Origin of the sequence: Devosia sp. UYZn731 (assembly GCF_040546795.1) — a bacterium.
GTDB lineage: Bacteria > Pseudomonadota > Alphaproteobacteria > Rhizobiales > Devosiaceae > Devosia.
In genome coordinates, this window is sequence record NZ_JBEPOL010000002.1 from 274,275 (window position 1) to 291,745 (window position 17,471).

Sequence of the window (17,471 nt, forward strand, 5' to 3'; positions counted from 1 at the left end):
ATCGGTTCGACCTTTGTTCTCCGTCGGACTAGGTTCCGATTTTACCGAGGGGAATCGGCATGACACTGCGCGACTGGCTGCTCATCATTCTCATTGGCGCCATTTGGGGCTGCTCGTTCCTGTTCAACGCGATCCTGATCCGCGAGCTCGGGCCGATCTGGGTGTCCGCCCTGCGCGTCACCGTTGGCGCTCTCGGCTGCTGGGCCTATTTCGTCGCCACCCGCCGCAGCCTGCCGCGAGAGCCGGTGCTCTATCTGCAATTTCTGATCCTGGGCGTGCTCAATTACGCCATCCCATTCGCGCTGTTCCCCCTGGCCGAACAGGACCTGCCCAGCGGCCTCGTCGGCGTGATCAACGCACTGACGCCGCTGATGACCGTGGTGGTCTCCCATTTCTGGCGCGGTGGCGAGAAGGCTACTCTCAACAAGTCCATGGGCGTGCTGGTCGGCTTCGTCGGCGCCGCGATCCTGGCGTCGCCTTCGCTGAGCGGCGGCTCGTCCAACCAGCTCTGGGCCATCGGCGCGTGCCTGCTGGCGACGCTGTGCTACGCCTTCACGCTGAACTATGCCCGTCGGCTGCGCAGCATCGATCCCACCACAATCGCAGCCTGTTCGCTGACGGCAGCAGCGATCGTTTCGGTGCCATTCGGCTTCATTTTCGAGGGCATTCCCACCATCACCCGTATCGAGACCTGGGGCGCCTTGCTGGGCATTGGCCTCTTGTCGAGCAGCTTCGCGTTCCTGTTGATGTACCGCATGCTGCCGCGCGTCGGCGCCACCAATTTCTCGATCAACACCTTCATCACCCCGATCTCGGCGATCCTGCTCGGCGTGCTGGTGCTGCACGAGCGCTTCGAGACGGTTCACATGATTGGTATGGCGGTGATTTTCCTCGGCCTGCTCCTGCTGGACGGTCGCATTCTCAAGCTGGGACGGCGTGTCGCGGCCTGAACACGCTGGCAATCGACAATCACGTTACTCGTGATTGTCGATCTTGCCCAAAAACCAGGTGAGCGCCACGATCACCAGGGCCACGCCGATGCCGAGATAGGCGATATCCGCGCCAGTCTCCCAGGTCAGCGCCCGGCCGAGAAAATAGACTGCCAGCACCGTGACGGTAACGCCCACGAGTTTGGACTTGAGATCGTCCAGCGTCTCGACCTTGAGCCACTTGGGCAATTGCAGATCCTGGCGGAAATAGAGCTGGTAGAGCCCCAGGGCTACCACCTGCACCACCGTCGCCAGCAAGAACAAATCCACGAGTTCGATCGCCACGAGCATGATTTCGTCGCGGTGTACGGCGCCGTCGGGATGAAACAAAGCCGTTACGAAATGGCGCGTCTCGAAGGCGCCGTAGACGATCAGCGCCACCGAAGCGACGCTCAGCGCGATCACCGGGATCAGCATGGCGACGCGGACGACTATGCCGCCGATCACAAACGGACCGCCACGGCGGCGTGGTTCGGCATCACGGTCGTTCGCCTCCGGCTCCGCCATCGCTGCCTCCCTGACTGCGCGTTTACTCTAGCCCGAGCTTCTTCTTCATCAGCTCGTTGAGCGCCTGCGGGTTGGCCTTGCCGCCCGACGCCTTCATGGCCTGGCCGACGAACCAGCCGATCATCGTCGGCTTGGCCAACACCTTGGCAACCTGATCGGGATTGGCGGCGATGATCTCGTCGATGATCGCCTCGATCGCGCCAAGATCTGTCACCTGCTTGAGCCCGCGCCGTTCGATCAGTTCGGCCGGATCGGCTTCCTTCTCGTCGGTCAGGATCAGCGCCAGCACATCCTTGGCGATCTTGGTCGAAATCGTGCCGTCGGCAATCAGGTCGGCGATGCCGGCGATCTGGCTGGGCGTGATGTGGGTTTCGGCGAACGACACCTGCTGGGTGTTGGCATAGGCCGACAGGTCGCCCATGATCAGGTTGACCACCTGCTTGCCGTCGCGCGCCTTGCCGCCGAAGGTCACGGTGGTTTCATACCAATCAGCCGCTTCGCGATCGAGCGTCAACACCATCGCGTCGTATGGCGTCACGCCATAATCGCGAATGAACCGCGTCTGCTTCTCGTCCGGCAATTCGGGCAACTTGGCCGCCAGCGCGTCGATAAACGCCTGGTCGAATTCCAGCGGCAGAAGGTCGGGGTCGGGGAAATAGCGATAGTCGTGCGCCTCTTCCTTGCTGCGCATCGAGCGCGTCTCGCCCAGCTTGGGATCGAACAGCCGCGTTTCCTGGTCGATGCTGCCGCCATCCTCCAGAATATCGATCTGCCGCCGCGCTTCGTATTCGATCGCCTGCCCGGCGAACCGCACCGAGTTCACATTCTTGATTTCGCAGCGCGTGCCGAATGCGCCGCCCGGCCGGCGCACCGATACGTTGACGTCGGCGCGCATCGAGCCCTGCTCCATATTGCCGTCGCAGGTGCCGAGATAGCGCAGGATGGTGCGCAGCTTGGAGAGGTAGGTCTTTGCTTCCTCGGACGAGCGCAGGTCCGGCTTGCTCACGATTTCCATCAGCGCCACACCCGAGCGGTTCAGGTCAACGAAGCTCATGTTCGGATGCTGGTCGTGGATCGACTTGCCGGCATCCTGCTCCAGATGCAGCCGCTCGATGCCGATCTCAATTTCCCCGTCCTCGCCCATGTCGAGGAACACCTTGCCCTCGCCGACAATGGGGTCCTTGAACTGGGAAATCTGATAGCCCTGCGGCAGATCGGGATAGAAATAATTCTTGCGATCGAACACGCTGCGCTTGTTGATCTGCGCCTTCAGGCCCAGCCCAGTGCGCACAGCCTGGCGCACGCATTCCTCGTTGATGACCGGCAGCATGCCCGGCATCGCCGCGTCCACGAACGACACGTTGGAATTGGGCGGGTTGCCGAACAGCGTCGAGGAACCCGAGAACAGCTTGCTCTCGCTGGTCACCTGCGCATGAACTTCCATGCCGATGACGATTTCCCAGTCACCGGTCGAACCGGCGATGAAGCTTTTCGGATTGGGCGTGCGCGTATCGATAAGGGTCAATTGGTCGTCCTGGCGGGAAGGCAAAATGTAGGTAAGTGCTTACTTATTGGCGGCGCGAGATGCAACGGAAACTCGCCGAACCGGATCGTGGGCACAATCTCTCCCACCCACCGCCCTTCCCGCGGACTTGATCCGCGGGCCACTATCAGCACTCACCGCGTTGGGGGGAGGCCCGCGGATCAAGTCCGCGGGAAGAAAGGGTAGAGAAAGTGCAGAAGAAAGCTCAATCTTCGTCGTCGATCACGCCGACAAACGGGCTCAGCACCTTTTCCAGCCGCACGCTCATGAAGGCTTCATGGGCAGCGCGTCCATCCGGGCGCATCGCTAAAATCCGATAACCCTGCTTTTCGTAGAACCGGACCGCCAGCACATTGTCGGCGGGCGTTTCCAGTTGCACCCGATCGGCGCCTTCAAGCTCAAGGATGGTCTCGACGCGACGCAGCAGCATGCTGCCGAGCCCATTGCCCTGCAGTTCGGGCATAACGAACAGGAACGGAATATAGGCCCGCTTGGCCGCCCGCGAGCACCAGGCGACGACGACGCCATCGACTTCGGCCACTGAAATGCGCCCCAGCGTTTCCGAGACCACCTGCGCCAGCCGTCGTTGCTCGGCCTCGCGCATGCCGGGCCGCTCGGTCAGCAGCGGCAGGATGCTGCTTTCCCAGGCGCGATAGGCGATATCGGCCAGCCGGCGGGCATCTTCGCTCTCGGCTTTGCGGATGAGGATGCCGGCCATGGGCGCTTCTCCCTATTCGGCGCGGCGGCGTGCCGCGATGATGCCCTTCTCGTAATTGATATTCCAATCGATCAGGGTCCGCCAGATAAGTTCGGCCTGATCCTCGTCGAGATCAAGAGCCAAACTGCGGGTTCGCAATTTCTCGATGATCGCCTCGATCCGCACCGGGTCGCGCGCCTCGTGCGGATCGGTCTTAATCTCGGCCATCCGCGTCACATATTGATGCCGTTCGGCGAACAGCGCCAACAGCGCCTGGTCCACCCGATCAATTTCGGCGCGGACGTCCTCTTTGGTTTCACATTGGGCGGGCGGCTTCAAAGCGGTCACGGCGGCATCCAGTTCGCAGAATTCGGTTGTTGCTGGTTTGCACCGGCTTGGCGCCGATTTCAACCGCCACCATTCGCCAATCTGGAAAGCGGCCTCCGCGAGCGCTATACCGTCCCGGCAAACAAGGTTCTGCCTTCATGTCTACCAAGTCTGAGACCCGCTAGAGCCCCGTCCCACTGCGCGACGGGGCATGAATGAACCAGTCGCCGCCGAGCGTGATGCCGGCGAGCGCCTCCGTTTGTTCGCGGGTTCGGCTTTCGGCCGCCCGCATTCGGGCCGACACTCAACATGGATATCTCTCGAAACGAACAGCGCGTGCTGCACGCGTTGGCGCAGGGCGGCCGCATTGCGCTGCTCAAAAACGAAGCCGGCAAGGTCACCGGATTGGAATTCTTCAATCGCGAAGGCTGGCTGATGAACGATTGCAGCCTGATGCTGTTCAAGAAGCTGAGGGCCAAGAAGGCCATCAAGTCGTCCGGCGGCCAGCCGTACCGGATCACCAGGCGGGGGCTGGAGCTAGTGCGAAGCGAGGCGAATAACCGGTGATCCCTTCACCTCTCCCTTTGGGGGAGAGGTCGACCCTCTTGGGTCGTGTGAGGGGGCCTTTACTCGATGCGGTGCGCGGGGAAGAAAGGCCCCCTCACCCGTCGCTGCGCGCCGACCTCTCCCCCAAAAGGAGAGGTGAGAAAGCTAATGCCGCGTCACATCGCTCAGTGCCGCCGCAATATGCTCCCACTCCGAACTCACGCTCGCAGTCGCCCGCTTCTTCCCAGCCCGGCGATACCAGTAATCGGCATTGCCCATGTCGGCCTCGATCCAGTGCATCAGTGCATGCACCCAGTCGAACGCCTGCACGCCCTCCATCGCCTGCACGATATTATGCGCCTGCTCCCATTCGGGACCCACACGCAAACTGCCCTTCTTGAGCCACCACAGCGCCTGCAGGGGCTTGCTCATATCCTTGGGCGGCTCGGACCAATCGAGCGAAGTAAAGATATCCACGGCCATCCAATCACCCAAACCATCGGCACGCCAGGGCCCGCCGGAATTCCATATTGACTGCGCACATAACGCTCATGGGCCCGCCAATCAAGGCGTGGGCCGCTTTAGTCGGGAAAGACGCGCAGGCCGAACGGCCCCACCAGCGCGCTCAATTGCGACTCGCTGACCTTGATGCCGGCGTGATTGCGCGCCCGCGTCAGGTCGAGCCCGCTGACCACCGCACCGCGCAGGTCGGCCCCGTCCATGTCCGCCTCGTCGATGATCGCCGCCGACAGGTCGGCCTTGCGAAACCCGGTTTTGGACAGACTGGTGCGCGCAAAATCCACCTGCCGCAGACTGCTGCCGGCGAAATCGCAATCTTCCAGTACCACGCCGCGGAAATTGGCAAAGTCCAGCGCGCTATCGATGAACCGCCCCGCCGCCACGCTGTTGCGGCCGCTCTTGCGCACGAAACTGGCATCCTCAAAATCAGCGCCGGTGCCCTTGCAGCGCTCCAGCATCAGCCCGTGCAGGTTGGCCCCGGCGAACCGGGCCAGCGACAGGTTGCACTCGATGAAATGAGCGCCGCGCAACTGCGCATCGGCAAAATCGCACCCCTTGCGCGCGTCGCTATCGAACAGCACGCAACGAGTGAATTTCGCATTCACCAGGTCGGCCTTGGTGAACTTGCAGTTGAGGAACGTGACGTCCTCGAACACCGACTCGTTGAGCTCCGCTCCTGCCAAAGCGCCGTCGCGCAATTCGCAATTGCGCAGCCGTACCTGCCCGCTCGGCAGATCGCGCCAATCGATCTCGAACAGGTCCTCGCCCTCGATAACCTCGCCGGCGCGAATTGCGTCTTCGAACGCCCCCTGGCGCATCACCACCAAGGCTTTGGCGAAAAGTCCATATTGGCGCTACGCTCGATCACCCGGGCGGCGGCGAACAGAGTTTCCTCGTCGAACGGCTTGCCGATGAGCTGCAGGCCTAGGGGGAGCCCCTGCCCGTCCTTGCCCGCCGGCACCGCAATGCCCGGCAGGCCTGCCATGTTGACCGTCACCGTGAACACGTCGTTGAGGTACATCTTGACCGGATCGGCCGCCATGGCCTCGTCGCCAATGCCAAAGGCCGCCGAGGGCGTTGCCGGCGTCAGGATCGCATCGACCCCGGCGTTGAAGGCATCCTCGAAGTCCTTCTTGATCAGCGTACGGACCTTCTGCGCCTGCACGTAGTAGGCATCGAAATAACCTGCAGACAGCACGTATGTGCCAATCATGATACGGCGCTTGACCTCGCGACCGAAACCGGCGGCGCGTGTCAGTTCGTACATGTCGGTGATGTCCTTGCCGCTCACGCGCAGGCCATACTTGACGCCGTCATAGCGCGCCAGGTTTGACGACGCCTCGGCCGGCGCGACGATATAATAGGCCGGCAGCGCATATTTGGTGTGCGGCAGGGAGATGTCGCGCACCATGGCGCCCTCGGCACGGAGCCAATCGAGGCCCTGCTGCCAGAGCTTTTCGATTTCGGCAGGCATGCCGTCCATGCGATATTCTCGCGGAACGCCAATGGTCAGACCTTTGACGCCGCGTTCGACGGCGGCGGCAAAGTCTGGCACTGACAACTGAGCGCTGGTCGAATCCTTCGGATCGAACCCGGACATAGAAGTCATCATCACGGCGGCGTCTTCGACGGTGCGCGCGATCGGCCCCGCCTGATCGAGCGAGGACGCAAACGCCACCACGCCCCAGCGCGAGCAGCGGCCATAGGTCGGCTTGATGCCGACGGTGCCGGTGAACGCCGCAGGCTGGCGGATCGAGCCGCCCGTGTCGGTCGCCGTCGCGGCCGCGCAGAGCCAAGCAGAAACCGCCGCTGCCGAGCCGCCCGAAGAGCCACCGGGCACGAGGTTCGCATTGCTCCCCTCGGCGCGAAACGGGCTGATCACAGGACCGTAATACGAAGTCTCGTTGGACGAGCCCATGGCGAATTCGTCCATGTTGAGCTTGCCCAGCATGACCGCGCCATCGCGCCACAGATTGCTTGTGACCGTGGATTCGTATTCCGGCTTGAACCCGTCGAGGATATGGCTGGCCGCCTGCGTGTGTACGCCCTTGGTGCCGAATAGGTCCTTGATGCCCAGCGGAATGCCTTCCAGCGCCCCGCCCTCGCCCTGCGCAAGCTTTTCGTCGCTGGCCTTGGCCATGCTCAGCGCCTGCTCGCCCGTCACGGCCACATAGGCGTTGAGCGCTGGATTGGCGGCCTCGATGGCGGTCAGGTACGCGCCCGTCAGCTCGGTTGAGGTGAAGGATTTTGCTGCAAGGCCCTTGCGGGCTTCGACGAGGCTCAGTTTGGTTAGATCGGTCAACGGGGTAACTCGCTCAGATTGTCGCAGCGGTGATACATGGTAACGCCGGGATTGGTGGTCGGCCCGGGTGGTTCGGCATTGCCCGACGAGACCATCATCGCGTCGTAGCTGGAGACCACCTGAATGGTCGTTTCGTCATAGGGACTGATCGATAGCGTATCGGGATAGACTTCGCCGGGCGCTTCGCAAACCGCCGAGACGAACAGGAAGCTGCTGCCCTTGCGGCCCTTCACATCCATGAAGTTGCAGTGAAATTCCATTCCCTGGATGCCATCGGTCAGCGACATCGCCAGAAAATCCGTGTCGTTGAAGGCGTCGACGCCAACATCCTGCAGCTTCTGGCAGGCCGCCGGGTCGGTGACGTAGAGCTTGGACTGATCCACGCTCAATTCCTGCGCCCCCACCGACACGGTCAGCAGGCCCAGCAGCACCATGCTCGCTGTCGCTTTGATCATTTGATGAAATCCGCCGGCTTGAGAGCGTCGCACTGCGTATAGACGCCCGCGTAGCTTTCCGGATCGCGCTCGGCATCGGTGCTGTCGCCATGCTTCATAGACAGGACTTCCACCATCGCCGGCGGCGTGCCCTCACGGTCGCCCCACGCCAGGTTGATATTTCCCGAATCCGAGGTCACCACGACGGTGTCGATGAACGCCAGATAGGGGCCATCGCAACGGGCCGCCGCGTAGACTTCCTGCGTGCCACCCCAGTTGGACTCGTTCATATGCACATCGACCAGCTTGCAGCCGAGTTCGCCCATCCAGATGCCGACGCGCGGCGACACTGCGGCCGCCTTCAGGTCGAACAGGACTTGGCCCATATCCGCTTCGCCCGCGCGTTCGCACACAGCGGGGTCCGAAACATAAACCGCGTCATACTGATCGGCCATCGCGGCCCCAACGCTCACCAGCATCAACGCCGCCGCAATTCCAAATTTTTTCACGCCGGTTGTTCCATGTTGAGGGGCATTTCGAAAAATGCCGACCATTCGCTATCGGGGTAGTCGTAAAACGCACCGCGCAGGGCAAATCCGCTGCGGGTGTAAAGCCTATGTGCGCCTTCGAAGCCCGGCCCCACGCCGGTCTCCAGCATCAGGCTCGAAATGCCCTTGGCACGCGCCAGCGCCACAATGGCCGCCAGCAGTGCCGAGCCGACCCGTTGTCCGCGCACGGCAGGATCGGTGAACATGCGCTTGACCTCGGCGGTGCCGTCATCGGCCAGCTTGAGTGCCCCGCAGCCGATTGCCGCGCCGGTCTCATCGCGCGCCACGAACACCGTCGTCGCCGCATCGGCCATCTGTTCCACCGTCATCTTGAACTGGAATTCCAGCGGCGACAGCGGCAACAAATGCTCGTTCAACTGCGAGACGAGCTTGCGCACATCGTCCTGCAACGGCGTCTCGATGGCGACAGTAACCGCCATGGTCTATTCGATCACCTTGGGCACCATGAAGAAATTATCCTCGCTCAGCGGCGCATTGGCGACGATCCGCTCCGGATAGCCGCCATCGGTCACCACGTCGTCGCGCCTGCGCAAGACCATCGGCGTCACCGACGTCATCGGCTCGACACCGGTCACGTCGACCTCGCTGAGCTGCTCGACAAACCCCAGGATCGTGTTGAGCTCGTCCTGATAGGTCGCCACTTCGTTCTCTTCGATACGAATGCGCGCCAGGCGCCCAATGCGCTTCACGGTTGCGGCGTCGACCGACATGTCTGTCTCCAAGCTTGGGAAGTGATGCGCTTTTAACAACGGCTCGCGTGAAGTTGCAACATATGCAACCAATCTTCGGCAATTGACACACGATACCCCACACCCGCCGCACTTCCTGGGGACTTGATCCGCGGGCCACTATCGGCACCTGCCGTACTGACAAAGACCCGCGGATCAAGTCTGCGGGCAGGAAGGTTGGTCGGGAGTCATGCTATACCTCCAGCGCCAATCCTGGCTCCAGCGCCATCAGCCCGGTTCCGTCCAGCAGGTCCTTCACCCGCAGAATCACCGCGTCCACGGCCTCCTCGGGCCCAGCCACCGCGATCAGCTTCGGCCCCAGCCGGTCCAGCACGTGGGCGGCCAGCTCCGGCAGTGCCTCAGGCGCCCCTGCAACCACAACCACCGCATTGCCCACCCATCGTCCCATGCGCTCGATTTCGCTGGTGACGATAAGCAAGGGCTGCTCCCCCACCGCATCCACCAGAATCGCCGCCGCACCCGCCCGATACACCGCCACCGCCGGCACATCGCTCTCATCAATCAGCGCCGACGTCCTGCGCGGCGCCCACCGCGCCGGATCGATCGCCTCAAGCCCAGCCAGATCAGCAAACGACATCTGCCGATCGGCCCCCGACAGCAGTTCCGCCCGATCGATTCCCTCCGGCGCGCCCTCCGCATCGATCACCAGCATCGCCCCGCCGATATGCACCCGCATCGTCGTGCCGCCGAACCAGGTCAGTTTCATGCTTCGATTCCAGTCGCCAACTTTACCGGTAAACTATAGGACGGAGACAACGAGACAAAGCCGAGACCTCATGTCCGACGACGAATTCGCCAATCCCCTCGCCGCCATCCCCGCGACCGGCCGCATCATGGGCCTGGACTTGGGCACCAAGACCATTGGCGTCGCCATCTCCGATGGCATGCGCTATTCCGCGACCCCGCTCGAAACCATCAAGCGCACCAAATTCACCGCCGATGCCATCCGGCTGGACGAGATCATCGCGCAAAACGCCATCATCGCCGTCATTCTCGGCATGCCTCTGAACATGGACGGCTCCGAAGGCCCGCGCGTGCAATCTACCCGCGCCTTCGCCCGAAGCCTGGCGCAACGCATCACCCTGCCGATCGCCTTCTGGGACGAACGACTGTCCACCAGCGCGGTGACCCGCATGATGATCCAGGCGGACATGCGCCGCGACCGACGAGCGGAAGTCGTCGACAAGCTGGCAGCGAGCTACATTCTGCAAGGTGCGTTGGATCGGCTGCGGCCGCGCTAGTGCTGGATAATTGTACGAAAATCGTACAACCGCCTTGCCCCCTGCGCCCCCCTCCCGTAAACCCCACCAAACAATACGGATGGGAGCGCATGGCCCAAACTTCGCCAGGCAAAGCCTCGACGACCACGACCGCCTCCTCCGGCGATTTCCCCCCATTCCGGCAGCGCCACCTCCTCTCCATCGCCGATCTGAAGCAGCACGAGATCATCGACCTGCTCGACCGCGCCGATGCCATGGTTCCGGTCTCTCGCCAAGAGCGAAAGACGCACCCTACCCTTGCGGGTAAGACCCAGATCAACCTGTTCTTCGAGGCCTCGACCCGCACCCAGGGCTCGTTCGAAATCGCCGGCAAGCGCCTTGGCGCGCTGGTGATGAACATGTCGGTCAAGACCTCTTCGGTCTCCAAGGGCGAAACCCTGATCGACACGGCAAGCACCCTCAATGCCATGCGCCCCGACGTCATCGTCGTTCGCCATTCGGCTGCGGGGGCGGTGGAATTGCTGAGCCAAAAGGTCGGCTGCGCCGTCATCAATGCCGGCGACGGTGCCCATGAGCACCCCACCCAGGCCCTGCTCGACGCGCTGACCATCCGCCGCCACAAGGGCCGCATTTCCGGGCTGACCGTCGCCATCTGCGGCGATATAGCCAATTCCCGCGTCGTCCGCTCCAATCTGCTGCTGCTCGGCGCGCTCAACGTACGCACCCGCGTTATTGCCCCGCGCAACCTGCTGCCCGCCGGCATCGAATCGCTCGCCACGGAAGTGTTCACCGACATGCGCGAGGGCCTTGCCGGCGCCGATGTCGTCATGATGCTGCGCCTGCAGCACGAACGCGCCAATGGCCGCATGATCCCATCGGTGCGCGAATATTACCGCTTCTACGGCCTCGATGCCGAAAAGCTCGGCTTCGCCAAGCCCGACGCCATCGTCATGCATCCCGGCCCGATGAATCGCGGCGTCGAGATCGATCCCGCCATTGCCGATGGCGTGCAATCGGTCATCAACGAACAAGTCGAAATGGGCGTCGCCGTCCGCATGGCCGTGCTCGATGCGCTGCTACCCGCCGGAGACCAGTCATGAGCCGGCCCGTCCTCATCGAAAACGCCCGCATCGTCGATCCGGGCTCCATGACGGACCACCAAGGCGCGGTGCTGATCGAAAACGGGCTGATTTCGGACATCGTCCAAGGGGGCCCGGTCGGCGTGCCCGAGGATGCCGAAGTCATCAATGCCAGGGGCCTGATTCTCGCCCCGGGCCTCATCGATATGCGCGTTTTCACCGGCGAGCCCGGCAAAGAATATCGCGAAACCCTGCAATCGGCCGGCGAAGCCGCCGCCGCCGGTGGCATCACCAGCTTCGTCATGATGCCCGATACCACCCCAGTGGTGGACGATGGCGCGCTGATCGACTTCCTCATCCGCCGGGCCGGTGCCACCAGCAAGGTCAACGTCCTGCCGGCCGGCGCGATCACCAAGGGGTTGAACGGCTCCGAAATCACCGAATTCGGCCTGCTCAAGGAAGCCGGCGCGGTCTGCCTCACCGATGGCCGCCGCTCGATCCAGTCCAACAGCCTGCTGCGCACCGCCTTCAGCTACGCCGCCAATTACGACATGCAGATCATCCACCACGTCGCCGATCGCGAACTGACCGGCGATGGCGTGATGAACGAGGGACTGTTCGCCACCATTCTGGGCCTGCGTGGCATTCCGCTGGAGGCCGAAACCATCCCGCTGGCCCGTGACCTCCAACTCGCCGTGCTCACCGGCACCCGCTACCACGCAGCGCAAATCTCGACTGCATATTCGGCCTCGCTGGTCCGCGAAGCCAAGCGCCGGTCGAAGAAAATCACCTGCGGCATCTCGATCAACAATCTGTCGCTCAACGAAAACGACATCGGCCGCTACCGCACTTTCTTCAAGCTCGCGACCCCTCTTCGCACCGAGGACGACCGCCAGGCCATGATCGAAGGTCTCCGCTCCGGCGTCATCGACACCATCCATTCCGATCACGATCCGCAGGATAGCGAGGTCAAGCGCATGCCCTTTGCCGAAGCGTCGGACGGTGCTATCGGCCTCGAAACCCTGCTCGCCGCCGCGCTGCGCCTGGTGCATTCGCGCGATGTCGACCTGATGACTGTGCTGCGCGCTATGACCTTCCGCCCAGCGCAAATCCTCGGCTTGCCGTCCGGCCGCATCGCCAAAGGCGCCCCGGCCGACCTCATCCTGTTCGATCTCGACTATCCCTGGCAGGTCGCCGAGCGCGATTTCCACTCGCGCTCGCGAAATACCGCCTTTGAAGGCGCGCGACTTGCTGGCAAGGTGATGCGAACCATCGTGGGCGGCCAAACCGTCCACACCTTCGCCGAGGAGATTTCGTGACCATCACTTTTCTTTACGCCGCCATCCTCGGCTATTTCTGCGGCTCCGTGCCATTCGGCCTGCTGCTCACCCGTGCCGCCGGCCTGGGCGATGTCCGGTCGATCGGCTCTGGCAGCATCGGCGCCACCAACGTGCTGCGCACCGGCAATCGCTGGCTGGCCGCCGCCACGCTGATTCTCGACGCTAGCAAGGCCGCGCTGCCGGTTCTGTTCGCTCGCTACTTCTGGGGCGAGCAGGCCGCCATGCTGTGCGCTATCTTTGCTTTTCTCGGCCACTGCTTTCCGGTCTGGCTCAACTTCAAGGGCGGCAAGGGCGTCGCCGTGATGATCGGCTCGCTACTGGCTTTGTCTTGGCCCGTGGGGCTGATCTTCTGCGCGGTCTGGCTGGTCATCGCGTTCGCCCGCAAGATGAGCTCGCTGGCCGCCCTGACCGCCGCCGCGACGGCCCCGATCTTTGCCTATGTGGTGGTCGATGAATGGCTGGCGGCCACCGCGGCAGTGATGGCGATTTTGTTGTTCTACCAGCACCGCGCCAATATCGCTCGTCTGCTCAACAATACTGAGCCCAAGATCGGCTCGGAGAAGAAAGCCCCCACGGCGTGAGCCTCGTCGCGCCAGGCCTGGTCCTGACGCGGTCGCAACGCACGGCTTGGCTTCGGCTGATCCGCACCGAAAATGTTGGCCCCGTCACCTTCCGCCAATTGCTCAACCGCTTCGGCTCGGCAGAAGCCGCTATCGAGGCACTGCCCGGCCTGCTCAAGCGCACCGGCAAGGCCCCTCGCATCACCACGCAAATGCAGGCCGAGGACGAACTCGCCGGCCTCGAACGCTACGGTGCCAAGCTCGTGGCCACCGGCGAAGCCGACTACCCGGACCTGCTCAATTACATCCCCGCCTCGCCGCCGCTGGTCACCATGGCCGGTGGCGAAAACCTCGATTGGGCCCGCACCGTCGGCATGGTGGGCGCCCGCAACGCGTCCTCTGCCGGCATCAAGATGACGCGCATGCTGGCGCTTGACCTTGGCGAGCGCGGCTACACGGTCGTCTCCGGCCTCGCCCGCGGCATCGACACAGCCGCCCACCGCGCGAGCCTCAACACCGGCACCATCGCCGTCCTCGCCGGCGGCTTCGACAAGATTTATCCCGACGAGAATATCCCGCTCGCCCACGACATTCTCGACAATGGCGGCGCCCTGCTCACCGAAATGCCACTGGGCTGGGAGCCCCGCGCCCGCGATTTCCCGCGCCGCAACCGGCTCGTCTCGGGCCTGTCGCTGGGCATCGTCGTGGTCGAAGCCGCCAAGCGCAGCGGCTCACTGATCACCGCCCGGCTAGCGCTGGAGCAGAACCGCGACGTCTTCGCCGTCCCCGGCTCGCCCCTCGATCCGCGCGCTGAAGGCGGCAACGCCCTGATCCAGCAAGGCGCCAAGCTGATCACCAATGCGCAGGACATAATCGACTCTCTCGGCAGCGCCGATCCCGCTCGCAATGCGCTGTTTGATCCCGACTGGGAACCCAATTTCAGCCAAACCGAACCCGCCGAAGCTCCGACCGACAGCGACAAGTCCCGCCTGCTGTCCTCGCTCAGCACCACGCCGGTCGAGGTGGATGAGATCATCCGGCAGACCGGGCTTTCGGTTTCGAGCGCTCAGTTGTTGCTGCTTGAGCTAGACCTGGCTGGCGAAATCGAATGGTCCAGCGGCCAGTTGGTGGCGCTGCGGTATAAGTAAAACCGCTGACACCAATACCTCAGTCGACACCTCCCCCTTCCAGGGGGAGGACCAAGGTGGGGGGCCTCGCTGACAAATTCGGGACTATCCAACCCCCACCCGGCCTCCCCCTGGTAGGGGGAGGAGCCAGACGGTGGCGCTGGAAAGATGGCGCTACCACCCTCCTCAAACACCCCCAAATTTTCCTCTCTCTTAGAGAGACCCCCACACCCTCATTTCATCCCGTTGACACGCCCGCTCGGCTTCACCATGTTGCGCCACTTCCAGAAGACGTGTGCGGATTGGGTAATTCATGAAGGTCGTGGTCGTTGAGAGTCCGGCTAAAGCCAAGACAATCAACAAATATTTGGGCTCGGGCTATGAAGTCCTGGCCTCGTTCGGCCATGTCCGCGATCTGCCGGCCAAGGACGGCTCGGTGCGTCCCGACGAAGATTTCGCCATGTCCTGGGAGGTCGATACCGCCTCCAAGAAGCGCATTGCCGACATTGCCAACGCCCTCAAGGGCGCAGATGAACTGATCCTCGCAACCGATCCGGATCGCGAAGGCGAAGCCATTTCCTGGCACGTGCTCGATGTGCTGCGTCAGAAAAAGGCGCTCAAGAAGGACACTCCCGTCCGCCGTGTGCTGTTCAACGCCATCACCAAGGATGCCGTTACCGCCGCGATGCTGCTTCCGCGCGATATCGACCAGCCGCTGGTGGATGCCTACCTGGCCCGCCGCGCGCTTGATTACCTCGTCGGCTTCACCCTCTCGCCGATTCTCTGGCGCAAGCTGCCGGGCTCGCGCTCGGCTGGCCGCGTGCAGTCCGTTGCCCTGCGCATCGTCTGCGACCGCGAATCCGAGATCGAAAAATTCAAGGCCGATGAATATTGGTCGGTCGAAGCCAAGCTGGCCCAGGCCGGCAAGAGCTTCCTCGCCCGCCTCTATTCCGTCGACGGCAAGAAGACCGACAAGCTCGGCATCAAGACTGGCGAAAACGCCGCTGAGCTGAAAGCCCTCATCGAAGCGGGCCAGTTCAACGTCTCGTCGGTCGACAAGAAGCCCACCAAGCGCAATCCGTATGCACCGTTCACCACCTCCAGCTTGCAGCAGGACGCCTCCTCCCGCCTCGGCCTCAGCCCCTCGCGCACCATGCAGATCGCTCAGCGCCTGTATGAAGATGGGCTGATCACCTATATGCGAACCGACGCCGTGCAGATGGCGCCCGAAGGCATTGCTATGGCCCGCAGCGCCATCGGCAAGTTCTACGGCGACGACTACCTGCCGGAAAAGGCGCGCATCTATCAGACCAAGGCCAAGAACGCCCAGGAGGCGCACGAGGCTATCCGTCCGACCGACATGTTCAAAAAGCCCGAGGCGCTCCACCTCGATGCGGACCAGTCCAAGCTCTACGGCCTGATCTGGCGCCGCACGCTGGCGTCGCAGATGAAGTCTGCCGAGATCGACCGCACCACCGTCGATATCGCTGTCAACGTCCCCGGCCGCGCCGTTGAACTGCGCGCCATCGGCTCCGTCGTCACCTTCCCAGGCTTCCTCGCGCTCTACGGCGTCGAGGCCAAGTCGGACGAAGACGAGGTCGATGAGGACAGCCGCGAACTGCCCGCGCTCGCCGTCGGCGACAAGCCCGCTTTGCAGGCCGTCGAGATCGAGCAGCACTTCACCCAGCCGCCCCCGCGCTATTCCGAAGCCAGCCTGATCAAGAAGATGGAAGAGCTCGGCATCGGCCGTCCCTCCACCTATGCCGCGACCCTGACCACGCTGAAGGACCGCGACTACGTCAAGCTGGAAGGCAAGGCGCTGCATCCCGAGGATCGCGGCCGCATCGTCACCGCCTTCCTCGAAAGCTTCTTCAACCGTTATGTCGAATACGGCTTCACCGCCAATCTCGAAGAGCAGCTCGACCAGGTCTCGGCCGGCGCGCTCGACTACAAGACCGTGCTGCGCGATTTCTGGACCGAATTCTCGCGCCACACCGCCGAGATCAAGGATCTACGTGTTACCGAAGTTCTGGACGCGCTGAACGACCTGCTGCAGGACCACATCTTTCCGCCCAAGCCCGATGGCGGCGACCGTCGCCTCTGCCCCACCTGCGGCACCGGCCAGCTCTCGCTCAAGCTGGGCAAATACGGCGCCTTTATCGGCTGCTCTAACTATCCCGAATGCAAGCACACCATGCAGCTTTCGGACGCCGCCACCGGCCAATCCTCGGAAGCCGCAGCCGGCGACGGCATTCTGGGCACCGATCCCGTTTCCGGTGAGGAAGTCCACCTCAAGGCCGGCCGTTTCGGCCCCTATGTCCAGCTCGGCGACGGCAAGGAGCCCAAGCGCTCATCCCTGCCCAAAGGCTGGGAGCCTGCCGCGCTGACCCTCGACAAGGCCCTGCAATTGCTGTCGCTCCCCCGCGATGTCGGCCCGCACCCCGAAGGCGGCCTACCCATCGTCGCGGGTCTCGGCCGCTATGGCCCGTTCATCCTGCATGATGGCAAATACGCCAACCTGCCCGATGTCGAGGAAGTGTTTACCGTCGGCCTCAATCGCGCCGTCGATCTGCTCGCCCAAAAGGCCGCTGGCGGCTTCAAGCGTGGTGGCTCGGCCGTCGCGGCCATCCAGACGTTCGAACACGACAATGGCCCCATCACCGTGCGTAGCGGCAAATACGGCCCCTATGTCAATCAGGGCAAAGTCAACGCCACTATCCCCAAAGATGTGGCCCCCGAAGCAGTTACCCTCGAGCAGGCACTGGTCTGGATCGCCGCCCGCGCCGAAGCCACCGGCACCAAGATCAAGAAGGCGCCCGCCAAGAAGGCTGCCGCGAAAAAGCCGGCTGCTGCCAAAGCCACTGCTGCAAAGAAGCCTGCTGCCGCCAAAAAGGCGCCAGCAAAAAAGCCGGCTGCCAAGAAGGCCACCGTTGCTGACGAAGATGTGCCTTTCTAGGTGCTAG

The 17,471-nt window shown here is 63.0% G+C and carries 20 protein-coding genes; 8 read left to right on the forward strand and 12 right to left on the reverse strand.

The genetic code is table 11. The features are described from left to right. The first annotated feature begins 59 nt into the window (after positions 1-59). Positions 60-950 carry a DMT family transporter gene (locus ABIB57_RS05725; RefSeq protein WP_354039132.1) on the forward strand — a complete coding sequence of 297 codons (891 nt, stop codon included), beginning with the start codon at positions 60-62 and terminating at the stop codon, positions 948-950. Positions 951-974: 24 nt separating this feature from the next. Here ABIB57_RS05725 and ABIB57_RS05730 read toward each other — a convergent pair whose 3' ends face one another. From ABIB57_RS05730 to ABIB57_RS05745, 4 genes are all read right to left on the reverse strand, one after another. Next, positions 975-1,496 carry a YqhA family protein gene (locus ABIB57_RS05730; RefSeq protein ID WP_354039134.1) on the reverse strand — a complete coding sequence of 174 codons (522 nt, stop codon included), beginning with the start codon at positions 1,494-1,496 and terminating at the stop codon, positions 975-977. A gap of 22 nt (positions 1,497-1,518) precedes the next feature. Beyond that, positions 1,519-3,021 (reverse strand): Asp-tRNA(Asn)/Glu-tRNA(Gln) amidotransferase subunit GatB, encoded by a 1,503-nt coding sequence (gene gatB, locus ABIB57_RS05735; protein WP_354039136.1) that lies wholly within the window; start codon positions 3,019-3,021, stop codon positions 1,519-1,521. Positions 3,022-3,244: 223 nt separating this feature from the next. Further along, entirely contained in the window at positions 3,245-3,757 is a 513-nt protein-coding gene (locus tag ABIB57_RS05740) for a GNAT family N-acetyltransferase (RefSeq protein ID WP_299728705.1), read from the reverse strand. Between the two features lie 12 nt (positions 3,758-3,769). Continuing rightward, complete coding sequence (locus ABIB57_RS05745; RefSeq protein WP_354039138.1) at positions 3,770-4,084, reverse strand: chorismate mutase; 315 nt, start codon at positions 4,082-4,084, stop codon at positions 3,770-3,772. A 288-nt stretch (positions 4,085-4,372) separates the two neighbouring features. Here ABIB57_RS05745 and ABIB57_RS05750 point away from each other — a divergent pair, with 288 nt between their 5' ends. Continuing rightward, positions 4,373-4,630: a YjhX family toxin gene (locus ABIB57_RS05750; RefSeq protein ID WP_354039140.1), complete on the forward strand. Its 258-nt coding sequence runs from the start codon at positions 4,373-4,375 to the stop codon at positions 4,628-4,630. A 144-nt stretch (positions 4,631-4,774) separates the two neighbouring features. Here ABIB57_RS05750 and ABIB57_RS05755 read toward each other — a convergent pair whose 3' ends face one another. From ABIB57_RS05755 to ABIB57_RS05790, 8 genes are all read right to left on the reverse strand, one after another. Then, complete coding sequence (locus ABIB57_RS05755) at positions 4,775-5,092, reverse strand: hypothetical protein (protein ID WP_354039142.1); 318 nt, start codon at positions 5,090-5,092, stop codon at positions 4,775-4,777. A gap of 98 nt (positions 5,093-5,190) precedes the next feature. Beyond that, positions 5,191-5,946 carry a pentapeptide repeat-containing protein gene (locus ABIB57_RS05760; RefSeq protein ID WP_354039692.1) on the reverse strand — a complete coding sequence of 252 codons (756 nt, stop codon included), beginning with the start codon at positions 5,944-5,946 and terminating at the stop codon, positions 5,191-5,193. After that, complete coding sequence (gene gatA / locus ABIB57_RS05765) at positions 5,946-7,430, reverse strand: Asp-tRNA(Asn)/Glu-tRNA(Gln) amidotransferase subunit GatA (RefSeq protein ID WP_354039144.1); 1,485 nt, start codon at positions 7,428-7,430, stop codon at positions 5,946-5,948. The genes ABIB57_RS05760 and gatA overlap by 1 nt, the downstream gene beginning before the upstream one ends. Next, on the reverse strand, positions 7,427-7,885 hold the full coding sequence (locus tag ABIB57_RS05770) for a hypothetical protein (RefSeq protein WP_354039146.1): 459 nt from the start codon (positions 7,883-7,885) through the stop codon (positions 7,427-7,429). The genes gatA and ABIB57_RS05770 overlap by 4 nt, the downstream gene beginning before the upstream one ends. Then, positions 7,882-8,373: a hypothetical protein gene (locus ABIB57_RS05775; protein ID WP_354039148.1), complete on the reverse strand. Its 492-nt coding sequence runs from the start codon at positions 8,371-8,373 to the stop codon at positions 7,882-7,884. Before ABIB57_RS05775 ends, ABIB57_RS05770 begins: the two co-directional genes overlap by 4 nt. After that, complete coding sequence (locus tag ABIB57_RS05780; RefSeq protein ID WP_354039149.1) at positions 8,370-8,852, reverse strand: GNAT family N-acetyltransferase; 483 nt, start codon at positions 8,850-8,852, stop codon at positions 8,370-8,372. The genes ABIB57_RS05775 and ABIB57_RS05780 overlap by 4 nt, the downstream gene beginning before the upstream one ends. Positions 8,853-8,855: 3 nt before the next feature. Further along, complete coding sequence (gene gatC, locus ABIB57_RS05785) at positions 8,856-9,143, reverse strand: Asp-tRNA(Asn)/Glu-tRNA(Gln) amidotransferase subunit GatC (protein ID WP_354039150.1); 288 nt, start codon at positions 9,141-9,143, stop codon at positions 8,856-8,858. A 211-nt stretch (positions 9,144-9,354) separates the two neighbouring features. Further along, the gene (locus ABIB57_RS05790; RefSeq protein WP_354039152.1) at positions 9,355-9,888 is read right to left on the reverse strand and encodes a hypothetical protein; all 534 of its coding nucleotides are present in this window, start codon (positions 9,886-9,888) and stop codon (positions 9,355-9,357) included. 70 nt (positions 9,889-9,958) lie between these two features. Here ABIB57_RS05790 and ruvX point away from each other — a divergent pair, with 70 nt between their 5' ends. From ruvX to topA, 6 genes are all read left to right on the forward strand, one after another. Next, positions 9,959-10,423, forward strand: coding sequence for a Holliday junction resolvase RuvX (ruvX, locus tag ABIB57_RS05795; protein ID WP_354039154.1), 465 nt, complete (start codon positions 9,959-9,961; stop codon positions 10,421-10,423). Between the two features lie 89 nt (positions 10,424-10,512). Beyond that, the gene (locus tag ABIB57_RS05800) at positions 10,513-11,502 is read left to right on the forward strand and encodes an aspartate carbamoyltransferase catalytic subunit (protein ID WP_354039156.1); all 990 of its coding nucleotides are present in this window, start codon (positions 10,513-10,515) and stop codon (positions 11,500-11,502) included. Then, positions 11,499-12,800 (forward strand): dihydroorotase, encoded by a 1,302-nt coding sequence (pyrC, locus tag ABIB57_RS05805; protein WP_354039158.1) that lies wholly within the window; start codon positions 11,499-11,501, stop codon positions 12,798-12,800. The genes ABIB57_RS05800 and pyrC overlap by 4 nt, the downstream gene beginning before the upstream one ends. Then, complete coding sequence (plsY, locus tag ABIB57_RS05810; protein ID WP_354039159.1) at positions 12,797-13,402, forward strand: glycerol-3-phosphate 1-O-acyltransferase PlsY; 606 nt, start codon at positions 12,797-12,799, stop codon at positions 13,400-13,402. Before pyrC ends, plsY begins: the two co-directional genes overlap by 4 nt. Beyond that, complete coding sequence (dprA, locus tag ABIB57_RS05815; protein ID WP_354039160.1) at positions 13,399-14,529, forward strand: DNA-processing protein DprA; 1,131 nt, start codon at positions 13,399-13,401, stop codon at positions 14,527-14,529. The genes plsY and dprA overlap by 4 nt, the downstream gene beginning before the upstream one ends. Before the next feature lie 292 nt (positions 14,530-14,821). Then, positions 14,822-17,464 carry a type I DNA topoisomerase gene (topA, locus tag ABIB57_RS05820; RefSeq protein ID WP_354039161.1) on the forward strand — a complete coding sequence of 881 codons (2,643 nt, stop codon included), beginning with the start codon at positions 14,822-14,824 and terminating at the stop codon, positions 17,462-17,464. Positions 17,465-17,471: the final 7 nt, after the last annotated feature.

What these genes read in the sequence shown, in the direction of transcription:
- ABIB57_RS05755 (WP_354039142.1), bottom strand. Translation starts at nt 5,092, where the DNA reads ATGGCCGTGGATATCTTTACTTCGCTCGATTGGTCCGAGCCGCCCAAG.
- ABIB57_RS05780 (WP_354039149.1), bottom strand. Translation starts at nt 8,852, where the DNA reads ATGGCGGTTACTGTCGCCATCGAGACGCCGTTGCAGGACGATGTGCGC.
- ABIB57_RS05770 (WP_354039146.1), bottom strand. Translation starts at nt 7,885, where the DNA reads ATGATCAAAGCGACAGCGAGCATGGTGCTGCTGGGCCTGCTGACCGTG.
- ABIB57_RS05790 (WP_354039152.1), bottom strand. Translation starts at nt 9,888, where the DNA reads ATGAAACTGACCTGGTTCGGCGGCACGACGATGCGGGTGCATATCGGC.
- ABIB57_RS05725 (WP_354039132.1), top strand. Translation starts at nt 60, where the DNA reads ATGACACTGCGCGACTGGCTGCTCATCATTCTCATTGGCGCCATTTGG.
- ABIB57_RS05760 (WP_354039692.1), bottom strand. Translation starts at nt 5,946, where the DNA reads ATGCGCCAGGGGGCGTTCGAAGACGCAATTCGCGCCGGCGAGGTTATC.
- ABIB57_RS05800 (WP_354039156.1), top strand. Translation starts at nt 10,513, where the DNA reads ATGGCCCAAACTTCGCCAGGCAAAGCCTCGACGACCACGACCGCCTCC.
- topA (WP_354039161.1), top strand. Translation starts at nt 14,822, where the DNA reads ATGAAGGTCGTGGTCGTTGAGAGTCCGGCTAAAGCCAAGACAATCAAC.
- ABIB57_RS05750 (WP_354039140.1), top strand. Translation starts at nt 4,373, where the DNA reads ATGGATATCTCTCGAAACGAACAGCGCGTGCTGCACGCGTTGGCGCAG.
- ruvX (WP_354039154.1), top strand. Translation starts at nt 9,959, where the DNA reads ATGTCCGACGACGAATTCGCCAATCCCCTCGCCGCCATCCCCGCGACC.
- gatC (WP_354039150.1), bottom strand. Translation starts at nt 9,143, where the DNA reads ATGTCGGTCGACGCCGCAACCGTGAAGCGCATTGGGCGCCTGGCGCGC.
- ABIB57_RS05730 (WP_354039134.1), bottom strand. Translation starts at nt 1,496, where the DNA reads ATGGCGGAGCCGGAGGCGAACGACCGTGATGCCGAACCACGCCGCCGT.
- ABIB57_RS05740 (WP_299728705.1), bottom strand. Translation starts at nt 3,757, where the DNA reads ATGGCCGGCATCCTCATCCGCAAAGCCGAGAGCGAAGATGCCCGCCGG.
- pyrC (WP_354039158.1), top strand. Translation starts at nt 11,499, where the DNA reads ATGAGCCGGCCCGTCCTCATCGAAAACGCCCGCATCGTCGATCCGGGC.